Genomic DNA, 20,099 nt, shown 5'->3' on the forward strand with positions numbered 1-20,099 from the left:
TAGCGTGGACTTGCTGCTAAGATGCCGGTCGTTGAAATGCGCCAGAACCAGGGGGCGATGGGAGGAGGCATGGGCTACAGCGTCGACAGGATTTCGGGGGGGCTCAGGATCGACCCGGATGCCGGGGGGCAGGAGCATCAGCGCAGGCGGGGCAAGCCGGCCCACAAGCCGGAGCCGGCTGACAGCGTCAGCATCTCCGATGAGGCGAAGAAACTGCTCGAAAAAGCCGAAGCCGGGGACATCTCCGAGTGACCCCTAGCTGGTGAACAGGGCCTTGTCTTCGGCGAAGGCCTTGTCGAACACCTCCAGCATCTCGGCCGCGTTCTCTTCCGTGATATTGAGCAGCTGACCCGCCTTGGACGCCGCCGGTTCGATCTCTTCCTGCGGCTCCCGGATCCCGATGCCAAGCTTGAGACAGAACTGGTCCGCCAGGGAGGTCACCGCGGTCAGGTTGATCAGTGCCGGGTCGTCCAGTTCCGTGAAGTCCAGTTGGTGGTGCTGCAGGATCGCCGTGGTCAGGATCTCCGGGAAGTTCCATTTCTTGATCACGTACGCTCCAACCTCGTCATGGGTGAAGGGGTAAACCCCCTTCTCCGCCTGCCCGAAGGAAATCCCCTCGTTATAACAGTGCTGCATCACCTCCTGGAACTTGTCGCGGTCCAGGGTGTTCATGATGATCTTGCCGATGTCGTGGAACAGTCCGGCGAGGAAGGCCTCTTCCTCGTTGGCGAGGCGGGTGCGGCGGGCGATGATCCTGGCGGCGAGCCCGGCGGCGAAGGAGTGCTCCCAGAGCATCTTCTCGGTCAGACCGTAGGGCTTGTAGACCTGCTTCACGGACGCGGCGACCACGAGGCTTCTCAGGGTGCTGAAGCCAAGGACGACGATGGCGCTGGAGAGGGTCTGGATCTGCCTGCGGCAGCCGTAAAAGGAGGAGTTGGAAATCTTGAGGACCCGCGCTGCAACGGCGGGATCCGATGACACGATCTTGGCGAGTTCTTCGGCCGTCGCGCTGTCGCTCTCGATAAGCTCCATCACCTTGATGGCAACGATGGGAATGGTGGGCAGGTCCGCTGCGGTCATGATCGCAGTCTCGAGTTCTTTATTCATGCCTTGGATCCTTCCGTTTGCTGGGGCCGGTTCTGGTCAGGTTCAAAAATATACCAAAATGTTAGCTTTAGGCAAGCTCGGATTTAATGATTGAAAGGGGGCGCTCCCCGGTCTATACTGCCCTGAAAAAAAAGGGAAAAGGTTTCACCTTGATTGTAAAGAACACGCAGTTCATTAAAAGTGCGACCCGTCCGGCGCACTACCCGGAGGGGAACCTGCCGGAGATCGCCTTCGCCGGACGCTCCAACGTCGGCAAGTCTTCCCTGGTCAACGTGCTGGTGAACCGGAAGAACCTGGTGCGCACCAGCTCCACCCCCGGCCGCACCCAACTGATCAACTTCTTCCAGGTAAACGACGACTTCATGCTGGTCGACCTCCCCGGCTACGGCTACGCGAAGGTGCCGCTGGCGGTCAAGAAGGACTGGCGCCCCATGATGGAGACCTACCTTGCCAAGCGGGAGAACCTGCGCGGCGTGGTGCTGATCCTGGACATCCGCCGGGTTCCCAGCGACGACGACCTGCAGATGCTCGCCTGGCTGCGCGCGTACTCGGTCGCCCCCATCATCGTGGTCACCAAGTGCGACAAGCTCTCCAAGAACGAGCGTGCGCGCCAGACCGCCGTCATCTGCGCGACGCTTGGCGTCGAGAAGCAGGAACTCACTTTTTTCTCCGCCCTGAACAAGGAAGGCAAAGACGCCGTCTGGCGCCGGATCGACGCCCTTTTGGACGCGGGGGAGGGGGAAAGCGGCGAATTTGCGGAGGAAGCGGCGCCGGTTAGTGATTGACTTTCACCGTTGCGTCTGTTACTAAACAGGTCGCTGAAAAAAAGACATAGACGTTCGTCCTGGTGCCCCGAGAGGGGTTAAAAGGGAAGAGGGTGTGAATCCCTCGCTGTCCCGCAACTGTGAACGGAGATGAAAGCCGCAACAACGCCACTGATCGAATCGGGAAGGCGCGGCGAGTAAGACGACCCGTGAGTCAGGAAACCTGCCTGGATGCAAGCTTGTTGGAACCTCCGTGGCAGAGGGGCTAAAGCCGGAATCGCGCCTGTAGTGCGAATTTTGACCCGCCTTCCGTCATGGGAAGGGGGGTTTTTTTATGTCCAAAGTGGTCCTGGTCACCGGCGGCGCCCGCAGCGGCAAGAGCCGCTACGCCGAAGGTCTGGCCGAGAAGTACGCGCCGCTACGGGGGTACCTCGCCACCGGCGAGCCGGGGGACGCCGAGATGGCCCAGCGCATCGCGCGGCACCAGGGGCGGCGCGGGGCGGAGTGGCAGACCGTGGAGGAACCGGTCCGGGTGGCGGAGGCGATCCGCAGCCACGAGGGGCGCTTCAACGTGATGCTGCTGGACTGCGTCACCCTCTGGATCTCCAATCTCCTCTTCCGCTGCCCGGGCGGGGCCGCCGAGGCCCTCGCCGAGGTGGAGAGCTTCGCCGGGAGCTTCGCCTCCCTTACCACCCCGCTCATCATCGTCACCAACGAGGTGGGGATGGGGATCGTCCCCGAGCACCCGCTCTCCCGCGCGTTCCGGGACCTTGCCGGCGAGGCCAACGAAATCATCGCCGCGGCGGCGGACGAGGTGTACGTCACTATCTCTGGACTGCCGCTCAGGCTGAAGTGATATGCCATGACCAGTGAAATGCCATGAAACCCAAGGAGGAACCGATGCAACTTCTGGAAACGACACTCGCCAAGATCCAGCCGGTGGACGAGGCGCTGCTCGCCAAGGCCCAGGCCAAACTCGATAACAAGACCAAGCCGCTTGGCTCACTGGGACGCCTGGAGGAGGTAGGGCGCCGCTTTGCCGCCATCACCGGCGACCTCGCCCCCGACACCGCCAAGAAGGTCATCTTCACCTTCGCCGGCGACCACGGCATCGTGGAGGAAGGGGTCTCCCTGTTTCCCAAGGAAGTCACCCCGCAGATGGTGCTCAACTTCCTGCGCGGCGGCGCCGGTGTCAACGTGCTCGCCCGCCACAGCGGCGCTGAGGTGCGCGTGGTGGACGTGGGGGTGGACTACGACTTCGAGCCGGCCCCGGGCCTGATCATCCGCAAGGTGGCCAAGGGGACGCGCAACTTCGCCAAGGGTAGCGCCATGACCCGCGAGGAGGCGGTCGCCGCCATCGAGGTCGGCATCGCGCTCGCCGACGAGGCCAAAAAGGAAGGGGTCGCCATGGTCGGCACCGGCGAGATGGGGATCGGCAACACCAGCCCCTCCTCCGCCATCATCGCCGCCATCGCCGGCTGCACCGTCCGCGAGGTGACCCACCGCGGCACCGGCATCGGCGACGAGGCCCTGGAGAACAAGGTCAAGGTGATCCAGGCCGGTCTCGACCTGAACCGCCCCGAGCCGCAGGACCCGCTGGACGTTCTCACCAAGGTCGGGGGACTGGAGATCGCCGGCATCGCCGGCCTTGTGCTCGGCGCGGCGGCCAACCGGATGCCGGTGGTCGTCGACGGCTTCATCTCCACCGCCGGCGCACTGATCGCCTCCGAGATGCATCCCGCCGTGCGTGACTACATCTTCACCGCCCACACCTCGGTCGAAATAGGGCACCAGATGATGCTGGAGCGCATCGGCGTGAAGCCGCTGCTCGACCTGCAGCTGCGCCTCGGCGAGGGGACCGGCGCCGCGCTGGCCATGGGACTCATCGAGGCCGGGGTCAAGATCCTGAAGGAGATGGCGACCTTCGAAGAGGCCGGGGTGGCCTCCTCCTGAGTGAGGCGGCCCGGGGTGAACTCATGAGGCTCTTCATCATCGCATTCCAGTTCCTGACCATCGTGCCGCTGCCGGTTTCGGTGCGCTGCGAGGAAAAGGATCTGGGGCGTTCCATGGCGCTGTTCCCGCTGGTGGGGCTGGCCCTCGGGGCGCTTCTTGCCGGTACGGACTTCCTGCTGGCACCGCTTTTGCCCCGCTCCGTGGCCGACCTGGTGCTGGTCGCGCTACTGAGCGTCGTCACCGGTGCGCTGCACCTGGACGGACTCTCCGACGTCTGCGACGGGTTGGCCGCGCGCGGTTCCCGCGAGCGTTTCCTGGAGATCATGAAGGATTCCCGGGTCGGCGCGGTGGGGGCGGTCGGCCTGGTGCTGGGGCTGACGCTCAAGTACCAGGCGCTGCTCGCGCTCCCTCTGGAACACAAGCGCGAAGCGCTCCTCTTCTTCCCGATGGCCGCCCGTTTTGCCCAGGTGCAGATGACGGTCGGCTCGCAGCGCGCCCGGAAGGACGGGCTCGGGCACGCCTTCGTGGGAGGGGCGGGGATGCTGCAGCTGGTCCTCGCCGGCGTCTGCGCGGTCGCTGTCGGGGCCGCTCTGCTCCGGTTGCCCGGCCTCATCACCCTGCTGCTCCTGTTCCTCCTGACCTGGGGGATCAAAGGGTGGTCGCATAGAAAGCTTGGTGGCGTCACCGGCGACGTGATCGGCTGTGCCAGCGAACTGAACGAGATCTTTTGCCTTATCTTCCTGCTGGCGCTGTTGGGCCGGCTGGGGTAGGGGTAAGGGGACTGGCTCCGCCAGGTGCCTGTCCCCGTGGCGCATCCCCCTGCCGCAGGTTGATATAGAGGAGAACCCATGACCCAAAGAACCAGGATCCACCTGATCCGTCACGGCGAGGTGGAACGCCCCTACTGCTACAACGGCCACTTCGACGTCCGCCTCACGCCTCGCGGCGAGGAGATGTACCACCAGCTGAAACCGCGCCTGGAGCCGGACCGGATCAGCGCCCTCTACACTAGCGACCTGCAGCGCACCGTGCGCGGCGGGGAGATCCTGGGCCCGTACCTCGGGGTCGAGCCGGTCAAGGTCCCCGCCCTGCGCGAGCTGAGCTGCGGGGTCTGGGAAGGGCTCTCCGTGGCCCAGATCCAGGAACAGCGCCCGGACGAGTGGGCGGCGCGCCTGGCGGACCTGGAGAACTTCTGTGCGCCCGGCGGCGAGAGCCTCGGTGAACTGGCGGGGCGCGTGTTACCCGCCTTGAAGGAGATCGTGGAGCGGCACCGGGGCGAGGAGGTCCTGGTGGTGGCGCACGGCGGGGTGAACCGCATCATCCTCCTGGACGCGGTCAAGGCGCCGCTGGGTTCCTTCTTCAGTATCGACCAGCAGTACTGCGCCGTGAACATCATCGACTACTGGGCCGACGGCAACACCGTTGTCCAACTGGTCAACGGCTGACGGAGACTCCCCGGGCATGAAGCGCATCGTCATCGCAGCGCCGCACAGCGGCTCCGGCAAAACCACCGTGACCCTCGGCATCATGGCGGCGCTCAGGCGTCGCGGGCTCAAAGTGGCGCCGTTCAAGGTCGGGCCGGATTTCATCGATCCCGGCTACCACGCCCTGGTGACCGGCGCCCCGTCCATCAACCTGGACGGCTGGATGTGCCCGCGGGAATTCGTGAGCGACAGCTTCGCCCGCAGCACGGCGGACAGCGACATCGCGGTGATCGAAGGGGTGATGGGGCTCTTCGACGGTATCGACGGCAGTTCCGACGCCGGGAGTACGGCCCAGGTCGCCAAGGAACTCGCCGCGCCGGTCATCCTGGTTGTGGACGCCAGGAGCCAGGCCCGCAGCGCCGCCGCGCTGGTCAGCGGCTTCGCCGGTTTCGATCCCGGTGTTCGTGTGGCCGGCGTAATCTTCAACAACGTGGCGAGCGCGAACCATGAGCGGATTCTGCGCGAGGCACTGGCGGCGCATCTTCCCGGCGTCGCGGTGCTGGGGTGCATGCCGAGGGACGCGGCGCTGGCCATCCCGTCGCGACACCTGGGGCTCACCACGGCCGAGGACAACCCGCTCTCCGCAGAGTTTCTGGACCACCTGGTCGAGGTCGTTGAGCGGCACCTCGACCTGGAGGCTCTTTTAAACCTGAAACAGCAGAAACTTCCGGCGTTGCCGCAGCCGGAAGCGGAAGGCGGGAGGGGAGGCGCGCCGGTGCGGATCGCCGTCGCCCGCGATGCCGCCTTTTGCTTCGCCTACCCGGACAACCTGCGGCTTCTTGCCGAGGAGGGGGCCGAGATCTGCTGCTTCTCCCCGATGGAGGATGCCGCATTGCCCGATGGGATCGGCGGCATCTACCTTCCCGGCGGCTACCCAGAACTCTTCGCCGCAAAGCTGGCCGGCAACGAGCCGATGCTGCAGGCGGTCCGCCAGGCGGTCGAGGCGGGCGTCCCCGTCTACGCCGAGTGCGGCGGATTCATCTACCTCACTCAAGGGGTGGCGGGCGAAGGGGAAACGATCCCGTTTGTCGGTGTCTTCCCGGTGCGGACCCGTATGCTGCCGCGCCGCAAGGCACTCGGGTACCGGGAGATAGAGCTGATCGCCGACACCGTGGTCGGCACCAAGGGGACCAAAGCACGAGGGCACGAATTTCATTATTCCGAGATGGGGGAGATGCCGGAGAGGATCGAACGCCTCTACCGGGTCAGCAGGAAGGGCGCCGACCTGGGGCTGGAAGGGTTTCGCTACAAGAACTGCCTGGCCTCCTACATCCATTTACACTTCGGCAGCTCACCGGGTATCGCACGTGACTTCGTGGGACACTGCAGGGCATACCGGACCAGGAGTCTCACATGAAAACGCAGATTGAAGCGGCGCGCGCGGGGATCATAACCCCGCAGATGGCGCAGGTGGCATTCGACGAAGAGGTAACACCGGAATACGTCCGGGACAAGGTGGCCGCGGGGCAGATCGTCATCCCGTGGAACCACGTGAGGAAGCCGAAGGTGGCCGGCATCGGCACCGGACTGCGCACAAAGGTGAACGCATCCATCGGCACCTCGTCGGACATCATCGATTACGAGGCCGAAGTGCGCAAGGCACAGGTGGCGCAGCAGGCGGGGGCGGACACGCTGATGGAGCTCTCGGTCGGCGGGGACCTGGACCGGGTGCGTCGCGAGGTGATCGCCGCCGTCGACCTGCCGGTGGGTAACGTGCCGCTCTACCAGGCGTTCTGCGAGGCAGCCAGGAAGTACGGCGATCCCAACAAGCTGGACGAGGAGATGCTCTTCGACATCATCGAGCGCCAGTGCGCCGACGGCATGGCCTTCATGGCGGTGCACTGCGGCATCAACCTCTACACCCTGGAGCGCCTGAGGAAACAGGGATACCGCTACGGCGGCCTGGTCTCCAAGGGGGGCGTCAGCATGGCCGCGTGGATGATCGCCAACAACCGCGAGAACCCGCTCTACGAGAAGTTCGACCGTGTGGTGGAGATCCTGAAGCGCTACGACACCGTGCTCTCGCTGGGTAACGGCCTCAGGGCCGGCGCCATCCACGACTCCAGCGACCGCGCCCAGATCCAGGAGCTGCTGATCAACTGCGAGCTGGCCGAACTCGGCCGCGACATGGGGTGCCAGATGCTGGTGGAAGGGCCGGGGCACGTGCCGCTGGACGAGGTCGAGGGGAACATCAAGCTGCAAAAGCGAATGAGCGGCGGAGCCCCCTATTACATGCTGGGCCCGATTTCCACAGACGTGGCGCCGGGCTTCGATCACATCACCGCCGCCATTGGCGCGGCCCAGTCCTCGCGTTACGGCGCCGACCTGATCTGCTATATCACGCCGGCCGAGCATCTGGCGCTCCCGAACGAGGAAGACGTCAAGATGGGTGTCAAGGCGGCCAAGATAGCCGCCTACATCGGTGACATGAACAAGTACCCCGAGCGGGGGAGGGAGCGCGACAAGGAGATGAGCAAGGCGCGCCGGGATCTGAACTGGCAGCGTCAGTTCGAGCTGGCCCTCTTCCCTGAGGACGCCGCAGCCATCAGGAAGAGCCGCGTCCCCGAGGACGAGCAGACCTGTACCATGTGCGGCGACTTCTGCGCCTCCCGCGGCGCCGGAAAGATCTTCGCGGAACATCTGCGCGGGGACAAGATTTGATACGGATTCACCATCGAACTACCGATTTACGGGGGCAGTTCCTGGCAGACATTGCATCAGTGTCCAGACCCGCTCCGGACAGGAAATCCCCTCTCCCTTCGGGAGAGGGTGGCCGAAGGCCGGGTGAGGGAGATGTCACGGAGAAAGAACCCTGCCATGGCGGAGCCCTCACCCCGACCCTCTCCCGGAGGGAGAGGGGGACTGTCCGGTCGTCGGTCGCTCGTGACAGCTTCTCTCACAGCTGGGGAGGATTTAGGGCCGGTTCGTTGTTCGCGCTGGTGCTGGCCTTCTCCATGTTGGTCGCCACCCCGGCCCATGCCATGCACATCTCCGAGGGAATCCTTCCCTTCCCGTGGGCGGTCGCCTGGTTCCTGGTGCTGGTACCGTTTCTGGCCCTGGGGATCAGGCAGTTGAACGCCCTGGCGCGGGAGGATCTCTCCATGAAGCCGCTGGTCGGGCTGCTCACCGCCGTGGTCTTCATCATCTCCTGCATGCCGATCCCGGTGCCGACCGCCGGGACCTGCTCGCACCCCTGCGGCACCGGGGTGTCCGCCATACTGGTGGGGCCGCTGGTGAGCGTGATCATCGCGGCGGTGTCGCTCCTGATCCAGGCGCTGTTTCTCGCCCACGGCGGTCTCTCGACCCTGGGCGCCAACACCCTCTCCATGGGGGTGGTCGGCTCCTTTGCCGGGTGGTCCGCCTTCCGGGTTCTGCGCCGGGTCGGCGGGAGTTTAGCTCTGGCTGGATTTATCGCCGGGCTTGTGGCAGACTGGGCCACCTACGCCACCACATCGCTCCTCCTTGCCCTCGGCATCCGGGGTGAGTCGCCGCTGTGGCCGCTGTTCGTGAAAATAGTGTTCGCGTTCCTCCCCACCCAGTTGCCGCTGGGCATCCTGGAAGGGGTCATTACCGCGGGGATGGTCACGCTTTTGTACCGCAAGCGCCCGGACCTGCTCGTTAAGATGAGGGTCATCACGGAAAAGGAGGTTGCCGGCAATGCCTGACAGAAAACGCAGGTGGAAAGTCCTGCTGCTGCACACCGTGATGCTGCCGACGCTGTTGTTCGCGTTCTACTTCTTCTCCCTGGCCCCCAAGTCCTACCAGGGGGTGGACGAGGCCGTGGTGGAGAAGATCGCCAAGGAGCACGGGCGGGAGGCCAAGGCGCCCCTCATCGATCCGGGCTCCGGCGACCTGCTTCTGTTCGCCTTCCTGGGGGCCGGGGTCGTGGGCGGTTTCGCCGCCGGATATTATTGGCGGCAGCTGACGGGCAAGGACAAGAAGGAAGGTTGATGCACCATCACTTCAACGCATACCGCCACCACGCGGCCCATCCTCTCGCTTCGGTGGACGCGCGGGTGAAACTGGTCAGCGCCCTCGCCCTCCTGGTCATGGTGCTGAGTTCGCAGGGAGTGGCCTTTCCCCTGGCGGTGGCCGTGCTCGGGTTCCTCCTCTGCCTGCACCTGGGCACGCCGGTGCGTATCCTCGTGCTGCGCTTCTCCGAGCCGCTCTTCATCGCGGTCATGGTGCTGGCGCTGAAGACCTTCTTTTCCGGGACCATCCCCCTTTTCAGCGTCGGTGTGGCCGGCTGGGAACTGGTCGGGCACCGCGACGGCCTGGCGGCGGGGCTCCTCATCGCCGGGCGGATCCTGGGGGGCGTCTCCCTGCTCGCCGCGGTCGGCTTTGCCACCCCCTTCACCGAACTGATGGCCGCGCTCTCCTGGCTCAGGGTGCCGCAGGTGCTGGTGGATGTCGCGCTCTTTGCCTGGCGCTACCTGTTCCTGCTCCTCGAGGATGCCCAGGTGGTCTATAACGCCCAGAAGAACCGCCTCGGCTACGTGGGGTGCCGGCGCGCCCTCTCCTCCTTGGGGACCCTCGCTGGCGTGCTGGTAATCAAGGCCTTCGACAACAGCCAGAGCATCACTACCGCGATGGTGCAGCGCGGCTACGACGGCGCCATGCCCACGTCCGTGCATCGGCCGCTGCGCGGGGTCGAGGTTGGCTCGGCGATCCTCTTCGTCAGCGCCGCGGCCCTGTTCAGATTGATGCAATAGAGTAAAGGCCCTGAAAGGCATCATCTCCCGTTACAGCTGTCCACATCCCCTCTCCCTCAGGGAGAGGGCCAGGGTGAGGGCGTTGCCAAGGGAAAATAACCGCAACCGGCAGAGCCCTCACCCGCCCTCCGGGCACCCTCTCCCAGAGGGAGAGGGACTCGCGGAAGAAGATCTTCGCTAAAGGTAAAGGAACGCCTGTGGACCCGATCAGAATATCCGTCAACCTCGAAAGCTATAAGTATCCTGACGGAACCGTTGCCCTCTCGGACATGCAGCTCCGGATCGCCCGGGGGGAGTTCGCCGGCATCCTCGGCTCCAACGGCTCGGGGAAAACGACGCTGCTGAAGATCATGGACGGCCTGATCAAGGGGTACCGTGGCGAGGTGCTCCTGGATGGCGACAACGTGCTCCGACTGCACCCGCGCGACATCTACCGCAAGGTCGGACTCGTGTTCCAAAACCCGGACGATCAGCTCTTCGCCGGCAACGTCTTCGAGGACGCCGCCTTCGGTCCGCGCAACATGGGATGTGCCGAGGCCGAGGTGAAAAGCCGCGTGGACGCCGCACTGGCGAGCGTCGACATGTCGGAGTTCGCCGGGAAGGGTATCCACAACCTGAGCTACGGCCAGAAGAAGCGGGTCTGCATCGCCGGGCTTCTCGCCATGGGGCACGAGATCCTGCTCCTGGACGAGCCGACCGCCGGGCTGGATCCCATGGGCGAGTACCGGATGATGGAGCTCTTGACCCGGTTGAACCGGGACCAGGGCGTCACCATCGTTATGGCGACCCACAGCGTCGACCTGGTGCCCATCTTCCTGCACCAGCTCCATATCCTGAGCAAAGGGCGCCTGGTCCGGGGCGGCACCCCAGAAGAGGTGTTCACCGCACCGGAAGAACTGGCCAACGTCAAGCTGCGCCTCCCCCACATCGCCGAACTTATCTACCAGCTGAAACACGAGGAGGGGCTTCCCTTCAGCCGCCTCCCCCTCACCATCGGCGAGGCGCGCCGGGAGATGGTGGAGGCGATGTCCCGAAAACGATGATTGCTGCAGCGCGCTCCCTTCCAGGGCGACCTCACGGTCGCCCTTTTTCGTGTCACCGTGGCGGCGGCGTTAGCTATTGAGACAGTTCGGCGTCCCGCTTTCGCACAGTTCTCGGCCGGACAACCCGCTCCGGTGCCGTAACCGCGCGTTTTTCCATGCTCCGGCACTCCGGAGTCGAAGCGGCATGCATCGTGCTCATTAGAAAGTGCGCCCGCGGTCGAGGACGTACCTCTTCCGCGGCGAATCCACTATATATATGGGAGTGACAGATGGGTGGTTTCTTTATCGCGGTGGGGGTGGTGTACGCAGTGGCAATCCTGGTACAGATCGCCTGCTACCGGAGCGGCTTGAAGAAGGGGACGAGAGAGAGCGGAGCAGGTGTGGTGGCGGCCCAGGGGTGTCACTAGACGCGCGACCGGCGGTACGAAAAAAGCGGGGCGGATCTGTCGATCCGCCCCGCTCTTGTTTTCAGCGAGCAGGCGTAGGGGCTATCGCTTCTCGAGGACCTTGGCCCGCGCCCGGCCGATCATGCCGGCGATGCTCCCCATCTCGTCCAGCGATTCCCCCTCGATCAGCTTGATGTGCGTGACGTCGGCGGGGACCTGGTTGAAGGTCGGATCGACCGGGACCCATTTCCCTTCCAGGTAACTCTCGGCCCAGCTGTGGTACAAGAACCCGTCGCCTTGGTACACGAGGCCGGACACGAAGCGGGTAGGGATGCCGGCGGCCCGCGCCAGGGAGACGTAGAGCCGCGCGTGGCTTTGACAGTTGCCGCGGCCCTTCTGCAAGGTCTCCAAAGGCGACTGGGAATCGATCACGTCGGCTTTGATCTGGGCGGCCACCCACGCCGCCAGGCGGGCGATCTTCTTGGCCGGATCCTTCTCGTCCCCGACGACCGCCCTCATGCGCGAGACGATCTCTGGGTTGTCGCTGGGCGTCCGCTCGCCGGGGTTGAGGTCGGCCTGGGTGGGAATTTCTTCTGCGGCAGGGCCGGGGTTCGGGAGGACGAAGATGACGCTGCCGTCCGGCTGGCGCTCGGCCCTTTGCCACGTTCCCTGCAGCAGGCGCTGCTCCGCCGGTATCCCCGTTATCTGCAGCAACAGTTTCTGCAGCCGCTCGGGATGCTCCAGGGGAGGCGTGACGCGGATCAGGCTGAAGTCGTAGACGAGGTCCTTTTTGCCCATGGCCGCTTCCGCGAGTTCGGCCTTCGCGGTCGCCTCGTCGCGGGCAAGCGTGACTACCAACCCGTCCCGCACCGATTCCTTCAGAACGTTACCCGCCAGGTCTACCCAGATGTCGTTGTCCACCATGGTGTAGAGGTCGTTTTTAAGGTGTACCACCTGCTTCCCGTCCAGCGTTTCCGGGCCGATTACCTCGACCTTCGCCTCCTTCACCTTCACCGCTTCCGGGTCGAGGTACTTGATTTTATAGGTTTTTCCCGGCACGGTGCCCTTCATGAGCGGGTACAGGTTCAAGGCGTGCGGAGGGTACACCGGCCCCTTCACCTTCAGGGTCCGCTCCTTGTTGCCGTTGGCCGAGCGCGTGTGCACCGTGATCCCTTTGGGGGTCACAGCCCCGTCGATGTCGACCGGGCTTCCATCGATACGGTTTTGAACCTGGAACGAGCGCAGGGTCAGGTCGGGTGCCACCTGATAGGATTCGGTGGAGCTAGCCTCGCGGGAGAACCCCATGACCTTCATCTTCACGCTGCTGCGGGAGGAGATCTGGTAGCCGCTGGCGGTGCGTGTCACGGTGGTCTGGCCGAAGCCGACCTGCTCGTCTCCCATGATGATGCTGTACCAGCGCTCCCCTTCGGGGGGGGCAGCCAGTTTGGGGAGTGGGGCGGCCGCGAGGAGCTGGAGCGGCAAGAGGACCATGGCCAGTACCGCCATGAACCGTAGTGTGAATGGGAAACGTGCCGTGGTTGTCATACATCCTCCTTGGCTGAATTCGGGGTAATTTATACCACACGACTTGCGCCGGGCGCAATGCGCCAACCCGCCATTTTTCTTATGAAACCCGGTCACGCGTGAGCTCATGAGATGGATCGTGAAAAGAGTTCTTTGATTAATTATAGTTAAGCTCTTGCAGTCTTCAGAGCGTCTCAGTATAATGTGTTCATAGATAAGAGTTGCGGAGGATCGTAGGATCCTCCTTCCCCTAGCCGACTTGCCCTCCTAGTCGCTAGGGTTTTTTTTGCCTCGAATTCGCTCGAAGTGTGCCAACTGTTGCACACTTTCCCCGATTCCTATACAATCCAACCTGATTCTGCGATTTTATCCGGCTGTGCCTGCGAGGACCGATGTATCCCATTGTAACCATTACCGATCAGTGCCGAAAATGCTACTCGTGCGTGCGCAGTTGCCCCGTCAAGGCGATCAAGGTGGAGAAGAGCTACACCGAGATCATCTTCGAGCGCTGCATCGGCTGCGGCAACTGCCTGAGCAACTGCCCGCAGCATGCCAAGGTCATCGCTGACAACGTGGTGGTGACGGAGGCGCTTCTTACTTCCGGCGACCCCGTCGTCGCCGTCCTTGGCTGCTCTTTTCCTGCCTTCTTCCACAACTGCTCTCCCGGCCAGCTCTCGGCCGGCCTGCGCCAGCTCGGTTTCGCCGAGGTGCACGAGGGGGCAAGCGGCGTGGAACTTATCGCCGGAGAGTACAGAAACGCCATCGAAAAGGCGGAGTTGCCGCTCATCTCCTCCCATTGCCCCGCCGTCGTCGATCTCGTGGAGCGGCACTACCCGCAACTGATCGAAAACATGGTCGGGGTGGTGACCCACATGGTGGCCATGGGGCGCTACCTGAAGCACGTGCTGGGAGAGCAGGTCAAGGTTATCTATATAAGCTCCTGCATCGCCGGAAAGTTCGAGGTGCAGGCCGAGCAGACCAAGGGGGCGGTGGACGTGCTGCTTACCTACCGGGAGCTGGAGTCGATCTTCAAGGAGCGGGGCATCGATCTGGCCGCACTCGAGGAAGAGCCCTTCGACGGCAGGGAGCCGCACATGGGGCGTATATTCTCCCTGTCCCAGGGCTCTTTCCAGGCCTTCGGCATCAACCCCGACCCGCTCGATACCGATATCGTCACGGCCGAGGGTGAGGTCAACGTAATGGGGATCATAAAGGACCTGGCCGCCGGGCGCATCAGCCCCAAGCTGGTCGATCTCCGTTTCTGTTACGACGGCTGCATCGGCGGCCCCGGGCGCAACAAGGAACTCACCGAATTTTCCAGGCGCAACATGGTCATTTCCCATTTCAGAAGCGAGATCCCGTACCGGGTGGCGCCGCACTACCAGAAGCAATGGGACATCGACCTCTCCCGCACTTTCTCGGACAAGTACGCGAAGCTTCCCACTCCAAAGGGGGGGGACGTAAAAAGATCCTGCACGCGACCAACAAGTTCACCCAGAAGGACGAACTCAACTGCCGCACCTGCGGCTACCGCACCTGCCGGGAGTATGCCGTGGCGGTATTCCAGGGGCTGGCGGACCTCGAGATGTGCCTGCCGCACAACCTTCAGCAGCTGGAGGAGGAGAGAGGGCGCCTGATCCAAAAGTACGAACTGGCCAAGAGGGAGTTGGACCGGGAATACGGCGACGAGTTCATCGTGGGGAGCGACGGCAATACGCTTGAGGCCCTGGACCAGATCAAGCAGGTCGGGCCGACGCCGACCACGGTGCTGATCCGAGGCGAGTCCGGCACCGGCAAGGAGCTCGCCGCGCGCGCCATCCACCGCTACAGCAAGAGAAACGACAAGCCGCTGGTAACCGTCAACTGCACCACCATCACCGACTCCCTGCTGGAAAGCGAACTGTTCGGCCACAAGAAGGGATCCTTCACCGGTGCCATCACCGAGAAGAAGGGCCTTTTCGAGGCGGCCGACGGCGGCACCATCTTCCTGGACGAGATCGGAGACATCACCCCGAAACTGCAGGCGGAACTGCTGCGCGTGCTCGACCTGGGGGAAGTGCGCCCGGTGGGGGGCACGATGGCGCGCCGCGTCGACGTCAGGCTCATCGCCGCCACCAACAAGTCCCTGGAGGACGGGGTGCGCGAGGGGTGGTTCCGTGAAGATCTCTATTACCGGCTCAACGTATTCTCCATCACCATGCCCCCGTTGCGTGAGCGGGTGGAATCCATCCCGCAGCTCGCCCACTACTTCCTGGAGAAGGCGCGCAACAAGCTGAACAAGCACATCGTGGGCATCGAGGAGCGCGCTATCAACGCCATGGTGAAGTACCCCTGGCCGGGGAACATCAGGGAGATGCAGAACGTCATCGAGCGCGCCGCGGTCCTCACCCACGACGACATCATAAAGCTGGGCAACCTGCCTCTGGCGTTCGCGGAAAGCTACGCCGACGAGGGGGAGGACGTCATCGACCTGCGCTCGTTCAAAAAGGAGCGCGAACCGCACGTACTGAGGGTCGAGAAGAAGCTGATCCAGCGCTATCTGGCAGACGCCGGAGGCAATGTGTCAAAAGCGGCACAACTTGCCAACATACCAAGAAGGACCTTTTACCGTCTTTTGGCCAAACATGGGTTGAAAGGGCGCACAATCCGTGCGCGGGAGGAAGAAGATGAGTGATTTGCCACATGGCGGGGAGTGCCACCCCGGCCAAAATGATACAAATGGGCACAATTACGCACTCTGTGCCAAAAGTGGCGCACTTTGTATACACTGTTGGGTTATAGGGCTTTAACGTGAATTAAACGGTATACGTGAAAACAGCAGGTTACGCCGCAGGACTGTTCTTTTTTGGGGTTGGCACGCATATAGCAATATTGTAGACATCGTGTCACCAATCTTGAGCAGTACAAGGAGAAGAAGCAGATGGGCAGAATGAGAGAGAACCCCAGGTACAATGTCATTTCCATGAGGATCAGCGACGCAGAGCGTGAGACCCTCGAAGCAATCATGGACTCCACCAAGAAAAGCGTTTCCGACATCATGAGGGAAGCGATGGAACTCGTGAAGGCGAGAAGCGCTGAGCTGAACCAGAAGGCGGCCTAGGCCGCCTCGCATCACCCGCCGAAGCATAAAAAACGGCCGCGTTAAGCGGCCTTTTTTTATTCCTGCGCTACCGGTCGTGCCGGCAGCTTCCTACTTCACCGACCAGGTGGTCCCTTCCTTGCCGTCCAAAAGGACGATGTTCTTAGCGAGCAGCAGGTCCCTGATCTCGTCGCTGCGCTTAAAGTCCTTCGCCTTCCGGGCCTCGGCGCGCTCGGCTATCAAAGCCTCTATTTCCTCAACCGGAATTTCCATATCCGAGGTCTTGCGGTCCTTCATACGCTGCATGAACTCCACGGGCACCGAGTCGCACACCCCGAGGGTCGTCGCGATGTTGGCGACTTCCCGCTTCACGCGCGCGAGCAGTTCCAGCGGCGAGACCGGCAGGGCGCGGTTGATGCTGCGCACAAGGTCGAAGACGTGCCCGAGCGCCATGGCGGTGTTGAAGTCATCATCCATCGCCTCGGTGAAGCGGGCTCCGATGCTGCCGCACTTCTCCTCCAGTTCTGCGCTCTCCTCGGTGGCGGCGTGGTCGGTCCCGGCCGCCAGGCGCTCGTCGATCCCCGCCAGTGCCTTGTAGATCCTTTCCAGGCCTAGCTCCGCTTCCTTGAGGTTCTGGTCCGAGAAGTCGATCGGGGAGCGGTAGTGCGCCGAAAGCAGGAAGAAGCGGAGCACCTCGGCGTCGTAACGCTCCAGCACGTCCTTGATGGTGAAGAAGTTGCCGAGCGACTTGGACATCTTTTCGGAGTTGATGTTCACGAAGCCGTTGTGCAGCCAGTACTTGACGAAAGGCTTGCCGGACGCAGCCTCGGACTGGGCTATTTCATTCTCGTGGTGCGGGAAGATGAGGTCTTTCCCCCCGCCGTGGATGTCGAGGGTATCGCCCAGGAACTTGGTGCTCATGGCGGAGCACTCGATGTGCCAGCCGGGCCTGCCGTGGCCCCAGGGGGATTCCCAGTACGGCTCGCCCGGCTTGGCGCCCTTCCAGAGCGCGAAGTCCATCGGGTGCTCTTTCTTCTCGTCCACCTCGATGCGGGCCCCTGCCTGCATGTCCTCGAGGTTCCTCTTGGAGAGTTTCAGGTACCCCTCGAAGCGGTCCACCCGGAAGAAGACGTCGGAGCCGGACGCGTAGGCGTACCCTTTGTCGATCAGCCTCTGCACCAGCGCGATGATCTCCGGGATATGCTCGGTCGCCTTGGGCTGGAAGGTGGGGAGCTGCAGCATGAGCCGCGCCATGTCCTTGTCGAACTCCTCGATGAAGCGCTCGGAGATCTCGTTGTAGGGGACGCCGTCGCGGTTGGCGCGGTTGATGATCTTGTCGTCGATGTCGGTGTAGTTGCGGACGTAGGTGACGTCGAGCCCCTTGGCCTGCAGGTAGCGGTAGATCATGTCGAAGACGACGTTCGCGCGGGCGTGCCCGATGTGGCAGTGGTCGTAAACCGTTACGCCGCAGACGTACATGCCGACCTTGCCGGGGTTGATCGGTACGAATTCTTCCTTGCTGCCCGTAAGGGTGTTGTAGACGCGTAAAGCCATATGTCAGATCCTCTTTCTAAAAAGTGTTAACCCTGTTCAGGGCCGGATTCGTATCACCAACGTGCAAGCCCCTCTCCCTTTGGGAGAGGGTGGCCGGAGGCCGGGTGAGGGCATTGCCATTCAAGTGCGACCTTGCCTATTGAGGCGCCCTCACCCCTGCCCCTCTCCCGGAGGGCGAGGGGGAATATGCCGTTACCGCTTGCCGTCGTTCCAGGAGTCGCGCAGCGTGGCGGTCCGGTTGAAAACCAGCGCGCCGGGACGGGAGTCCTTGAGGTCGGGGCAGAAGTATCCCAGTCGCTCGAACTGGAAGCGGTCCTCCTGGGTGGCCGCGGCCAGCGACGGCTCCAGCTTGCAACCGTTGAGCACCTCGATGGAGTTCGGGTTCAGCGAGGTGCGGTAGTCCGGCTCGTTCTTCCCGCCGGGGTTGGGTGTGCTGAACAGCCGGTCGTAGAGGCGCACCTCGGCGTTGACGGCATGCTCGGCGCTGACCCAGTGGATGGTTCCCTTGATCTTGCGGCCGTCCGGGGCGCTGCCGCCGCGGGAGCCCGGGTCGTAGCTGCAGTGCACCTCGACCACCTCGCCATTCTCGTCCTTCACCACCGACTCGCATTTCACGATGTAGGCGTAACGCAGCCGCACTTCCTTGCCCGGCGCCATCCTGAAGAACCCCTTGGCCGGTTCCTCCTGGAAATCGTCGCGCTCGATGTACACGGTCTTTCCGAAGGGAACCATGCGGCTCCCCATTTCGGGGTTGTTGGGGTGGTTGGCCGCCTCGAACTCCTCGGTCTCCCCTTCCGGGTACCCCTCGATGACGACCTTGAGGGGGCGCAGCACCGCCATGGCGCGCGGGGCACGCAGGTTCAGGTCCTCGCGCACCGCGTCCTCGAGGATGCTCATGTCGATCAGGCTGTCGCTCTTGCCCACGCCGATGGTCTCGCAGAAGGCGCGGATGGATTCGGGGGTGAAGCCGCGGCGCCTGATCCCCACGAGGGTCGGCATGCGCGGGTCGTCCCACCCGTCGACGAGTTTCTCCTGGACCAGTTCGAGGAGTTTTCTCTTGCTCATCACCGTGTAGTTCAGGTTCAGGCGTGCGAACTCGATCTGCCGCGGGTGGCAGGGGACCGGGAGCTGGTCCAGCACCCAGTCGTAGAGCGGGCGGTGATCCTCGAACTCCAGGGTGCAGATGGAGTGGGTGATCCCCTCGATGGCGTCGGAGATGCAGTGCGCGTAGTCGTACATCGGGTAGATGCACCAGGCGTCGCCGGTCCTGTGGTGGTCGACCTTCTTGATGCGGTAGATGACAGGGTCGCGCAGGTTGATGTTGGGGGATGCCATGTCGATCTTCAGGCGCAGCACCTGGGTGCCGTCCTCGAATTCGCCGGCGCGCATGCGGGCGAAGAGGTCGAGGTTCTCTGCGACTTCGCGGTTGCGGTACGGGCTCTCCTTCCCCGGCTCGCTCAGGGTACCGCGCATGGCGCGGATCTCATCGGCGCTGCTGCTGTCGACGTAGGCGAGCCCCTTCTCGATGAGGATCTGCGCGTACTGGTAGAACTTTTCGAAGTAGTCGGACGCGTAGTACATGTGCTGGCCCCAGTCGAAGCCGAGCCACTTCACGTTCTCCTTGATGGAGTCCTCGTACTCGATGTCCTCCTTGGTGGGGTTGGTGTCGTCGAAGCGCAGGTGGCAGCGGCCGCCGAAGTCGCGGGCCAGGCCGAAGTTGAGGCAGATCGACTTGGCGTGCCCGATGTGCAGGTACCCGTTGGGTTCGGGCGGAAAGCGGGTGACGATGCTCTGGTGCTTGCCGTTTTTCAGATCGTCGGTGACGATGTTCCGGATGAAGTTGGCCGCCTTTTCGACGACCGGGGTTTCTTCTGTAGTCATATAGATGTCCTGTCCGCAGCCGTCTGATAACCGGTGTGCGTAGAGTTAATTAGTGAATGGCACCCGCCTCGTGGGGCGGATGTGGGGGGCGAATGATTATTCGCCCCTACAGGGAAACGGTGCTTTTTACCCTTACCCTTTTTTAGCCAAAAGCGCCACCGAGTAGGCTGCGATCCCCTCGCCCCGGCCGGCGAAACCGAGCTCCTCGGTGGTGGTCGCCTTCACGTTGACCCGGTCCTCCCCGGTGCCCAGCGTCTCCGCGATGTTCCGTCTCATCTGCTGGATGAAGGGGGCGAGCTTGGGGCGCTGCGCCACGATGGTGGCGTCGACGTTGCCGATTATGTACTCCTTGCGCTCGGCCAGGTCCATGACGTGGCGCAGGAGTTTCCGGCTGTCGGCCCCCTTGTAAGCGGGATCGGTGTCCGGGAAGTGCTTGCCGATGTCCCCCTCGCCGATGGCGCCCAGGATGGCGTCGGAGATGGCGTGCAGCAGCACGTCGGCGTCGGAGTGCCCGAGAAGCCCCTTCACGTACGGGACATCTACCCCTCCCAGGACCAGTTTGCGCCCCTCTACCAGTCTGTGTACGTCGTAGCCGTGTCCGATGCGCATCAT

18 protein-coding genes, 2 pseudogenes and 1 riboswitch are annotated in these 20,099 nt (G+C 63.3%); of the genes and pseudogenes, 15 read left to right on the forward strand and 5 right to left on the reverse strand.

Translation table 11 applies throughout. The annotated features are described in order from the left end of the window. Window positions 1-21: 21 nt before the first annotated feature. Window positions 22-252, forward strand: coding sequence for a hypothetical protein (locus tag KP001_RS17990; protein WP_224959587.1), 231 nt, complete (start codon window positions 22-24; stop codon window positions 250-252). 3 nt (window positions 253-255) lie between these two features. On the opposite strand, the gene KP001_RS17995 is transcribed toward KP001_RS17990, so the two are convergent. Further along, on the reverse strand, window positions 256-1,107 hold the full coding sequence (locus KP001_RS17995) for an HDOD domain-containing protein (protein ID WP_217286929.1): 852 nt from the start codon (window positions 1,105-1,107) through the stop codon (window positions 256-258). 149 nt (window positions 1,108-1,256) lie between these two features. Here KP001_RS17995 and yihA point away from each other — a divergent pair, with 149 nt between their 5' ends. The 12 genes and pseudogenes from yihA to KP001_RS18055 all read left to right on the forward strand — a co-directional run bounded on the left by yihA (window position 1,257) and on the right by KP001_RS18055 (window position 11,470). Then, window positions 1,257-1,892: a ribosome biogenesis GTP-binding protein YihA/YsxC gene (gene yihA, locus KP001_RS18000; protein ID WP_217286930.1), complete on the forward strand. Its 636-nt coding sequence runs from the start codon at window positions 1,257-1,259 to the stop codon at window positions 1,890-1,892. A gap of 43 nt (window positions 1,893-1,935) precedes the next feature. Further along, window positions 1,936-2,116, forward strand: a riboswitch (cobalamin riboswitch). An 89-nt stretch (window positions 2,117-2,205) separates the two neighbouring features. Then, window positions 2,206-2,727, forward strand: coding sequence for a bifunctional adenosylcobinamide kinase/adenosylcobinamide-phosphate guanylyltransferase (gene cobU, locus KP001_RS18005; protein WP_217286931.1), 522 nt, complete (start codon window positions 2,206-2,208; stop codon window positions 2,725-2,727). 44 nt (window positions 2,728-2,771) lie between these two features. Further along, the gene (gene cobT / locus KP001_RS18010) at window positions 2,772-3,824 is read left to right on the forward strand and encodes a nicotinate-nucleotide--dimethylbenzimidazole phosphoribosyltransferase (RefSeq protein ID WP_217286932.1); all 1,053 of its coding nucleotides are present in this window, start codon (window positions 2,772-2,774) and stop codon (window positions 3,822-3,824) included. 23 nt (window positions 3,825-3,847) lie between these two features. After that, complete coding sequence (cobS, locus tag KP001_RS18015) at window positions 3,848-4,594, forward strand: adenosylcobinamide-GDP ribazoletransferase (protein WP_217286933.1); 747 nt, start codon at window positions 3,848-3,850, stop codon at window positions 4,592-4,594. A gap of 78 nt (window positions 4,595-4,672) precedes the next feature. Continuing rightward, window positions 4,673-5,269, forward strand: a complete 597-nt coding sequence (locus tag KP001_RS18020; RefSeq protein ID WP_217286934.1) for a histidine phosphatase family protein — start codon at window positions 4,673-4,675, stop codon at window positions 5,267-5,269. Window positions 5,270-5,285: 16 nt separating this feature from the next. After that, entirely contained in the window at window positions 5,286-6,665 is a 1,380-nt protein-coding gene (locus KP001_RS18025; protein ID WP_217286935.1) for a cobyrinic acid a,c-diamide synthase CobB, read from the forward strand. Further along, window positions 6,662-7,969, forward strand: coding sequence for a phosphomethylpyrimidine synthase ThiC (gene thiC / locus KP001_RS18030; RefSeq protein WP_217286936.1), 1,308 nt, complete (start codon window positions 6,662-6,664; stop codon window positions 7,967-7,969). The genes KP001_RS18025 and thiC overlap by 4 nt, the downstream gene beginning before the upstream one ends. 293 nt (window positions 7,970-8,262) lie before the next feature. Beyond that, window positions 8,263-8,973: an energy-coupling factor ABC transporter permease gene (locus KP001_RS18035; protein ID WP_217289647.1), complete on the forward strand. Its 711-nt coding sequence runs from the start codon at window positions 8,263-8,265 to the stop codon at window positions 8,971-8,973. Window positions 8,974-9,070: 97 nt separating this feature from the next. Beyond that, a pseudogene (locus tag KP001_RS22445) lies at window positions 9,071-9,259 on the forward strand (cobalt ABC transporter permease); the annotation flags it as partial. Beyond that, complete coding sequence (gene cbiQ / locus KP001_RS18045) at window positions 9,259-10,020, forward strand: cobalt ECF transporter T component CbiQ (RefSeq protein ID WP_217286938.1); 762 nt, start codon at window positions 9,259-9,261, stop codon at window positions 10,018-10,020. The pseudogene KP001_RS22445 and the gene cbiQ, both read left to right, overlap by 1 nt. Before the next feature lie 206 nt (window positions 10,021-10,226). Continuing rightward, window positions 10,227-11,063: an energy-coupling factor ABC transporter ATP-binding protein gene (locus KP001_RS18050; protein ID WP_217289648.1), complete on the forward strand. Its 837-nt coding sequence runs from the start codon at window positions 10,227-10,229 to the stop codon at window positions 11,061-11,063. A 269-nt stretch (window positions 11,064-11,332) separates the two neighbouring features. Further along, on the forward strand, window positions 11,333-11,470 hold the full coding sequence (locus tag KP001_RS18055) for a hypothetical protein (RefSeq protein ID WP_217286939.1): 138 nt from the start codon (window positions 11,333-11,335) through the stop codon (window positions 11,468-11,470). Between the two features lie 81 nt (window positions 11,471-11,551). Here the strand turns inward: KP001_RS18055 and KP001_RS18060 are convergent, their stop codons facing one another. Then, entirely contained in the window at window positions 11,552-12,994 is a 1,443-nt protein-coding gene (locus KP001_RS18060; RefSeq protein WP_217286940.1) for a transglutaminase-like domain-containing protein, read from the reverse strand. Window positions 12,995-13,365: 371 nt separating this feature from the next. Between KP001_RS18060 and KP001_RS18065 the strand changes: the two are divergent. Then, window positions 13,366-15,647 (forward strand): annotated as a pseudogene (locus KP001_RS18065) (sigma 54-interacting transcriptional regulator). A gap of 246 nt (window positions 15,648-15,893) precedes the next feature. Next, window positions 15,894-16,073, forward strand: a complete 180-nt coding sequence (locus KP001_RS18070; RefSeq protein WP_216508682.1) for a ribbon-helix-helix protein, CopG family — start codon at window positions 15,894-15,896, stop codon at window positions 16,071-16,073. A 90-nt stretch (window positions 16,074-16,163) separates the two neighbouring features. Here the strand turns inward: KP001_RS18070 and cysS are convergent, their stop codons facing one another. The 3 genes from cysS to ispF form a co-directional block, all read right to left on the reverse strand. Next, window positions 16,164-17,606 carry a cysteine--tRNA ligase gene (cysS, locus tag KP001_RS18075; protein WP_217286941.1) on the reverse strand — a complete coding sequence of 481 codons (1,443 nt, stop codon included), beginning with the start codon at window positions 17,604-17,606 and terminating at the stop codon, window positions 16,164-16,166. Between the two features lie 192 nt (window positions 17,607-17,798). Continuing rightward, complete coding sequence (locus tag KP001_RS18080; RefSeq protein ID WP_217286942.1) at window positions 17,799-19,487, reverse strand: glutamine--tRNA ligase/YqeY domain fusion protein; 1,689 nt, start codon at window positions 19,485-19,487, stop codon at window positions 17,799-17,801. Between the two features lie 132 nt (window positions 19,488-19,619). Continuing rightward, the gene (ispF, locus tag KP001_RS18085; protein WP_217289649.1) at window positions 19,620-20,096 is read right to left on the reverse strand and encodes a 2-C-methyl-D-erythritol 2,4-cyclodiphosphate synthase; all 477 of its coding nucleotides are present in this window, start codon (window positions 20,094-20,096) and stop codon (window positions 19,620-19,622) included. Window positions 20,097-20,099: the final 3 nt, after the last annotated feature.

This window comes from Geomonas subterranea (assembly GCF_019063845.1).
GTDB lineage: Bacteria > Desulfobacterota > Desulfuromonadia > Geobacterales > Geobacteraceae > Geomonas > Geomonas subterranea.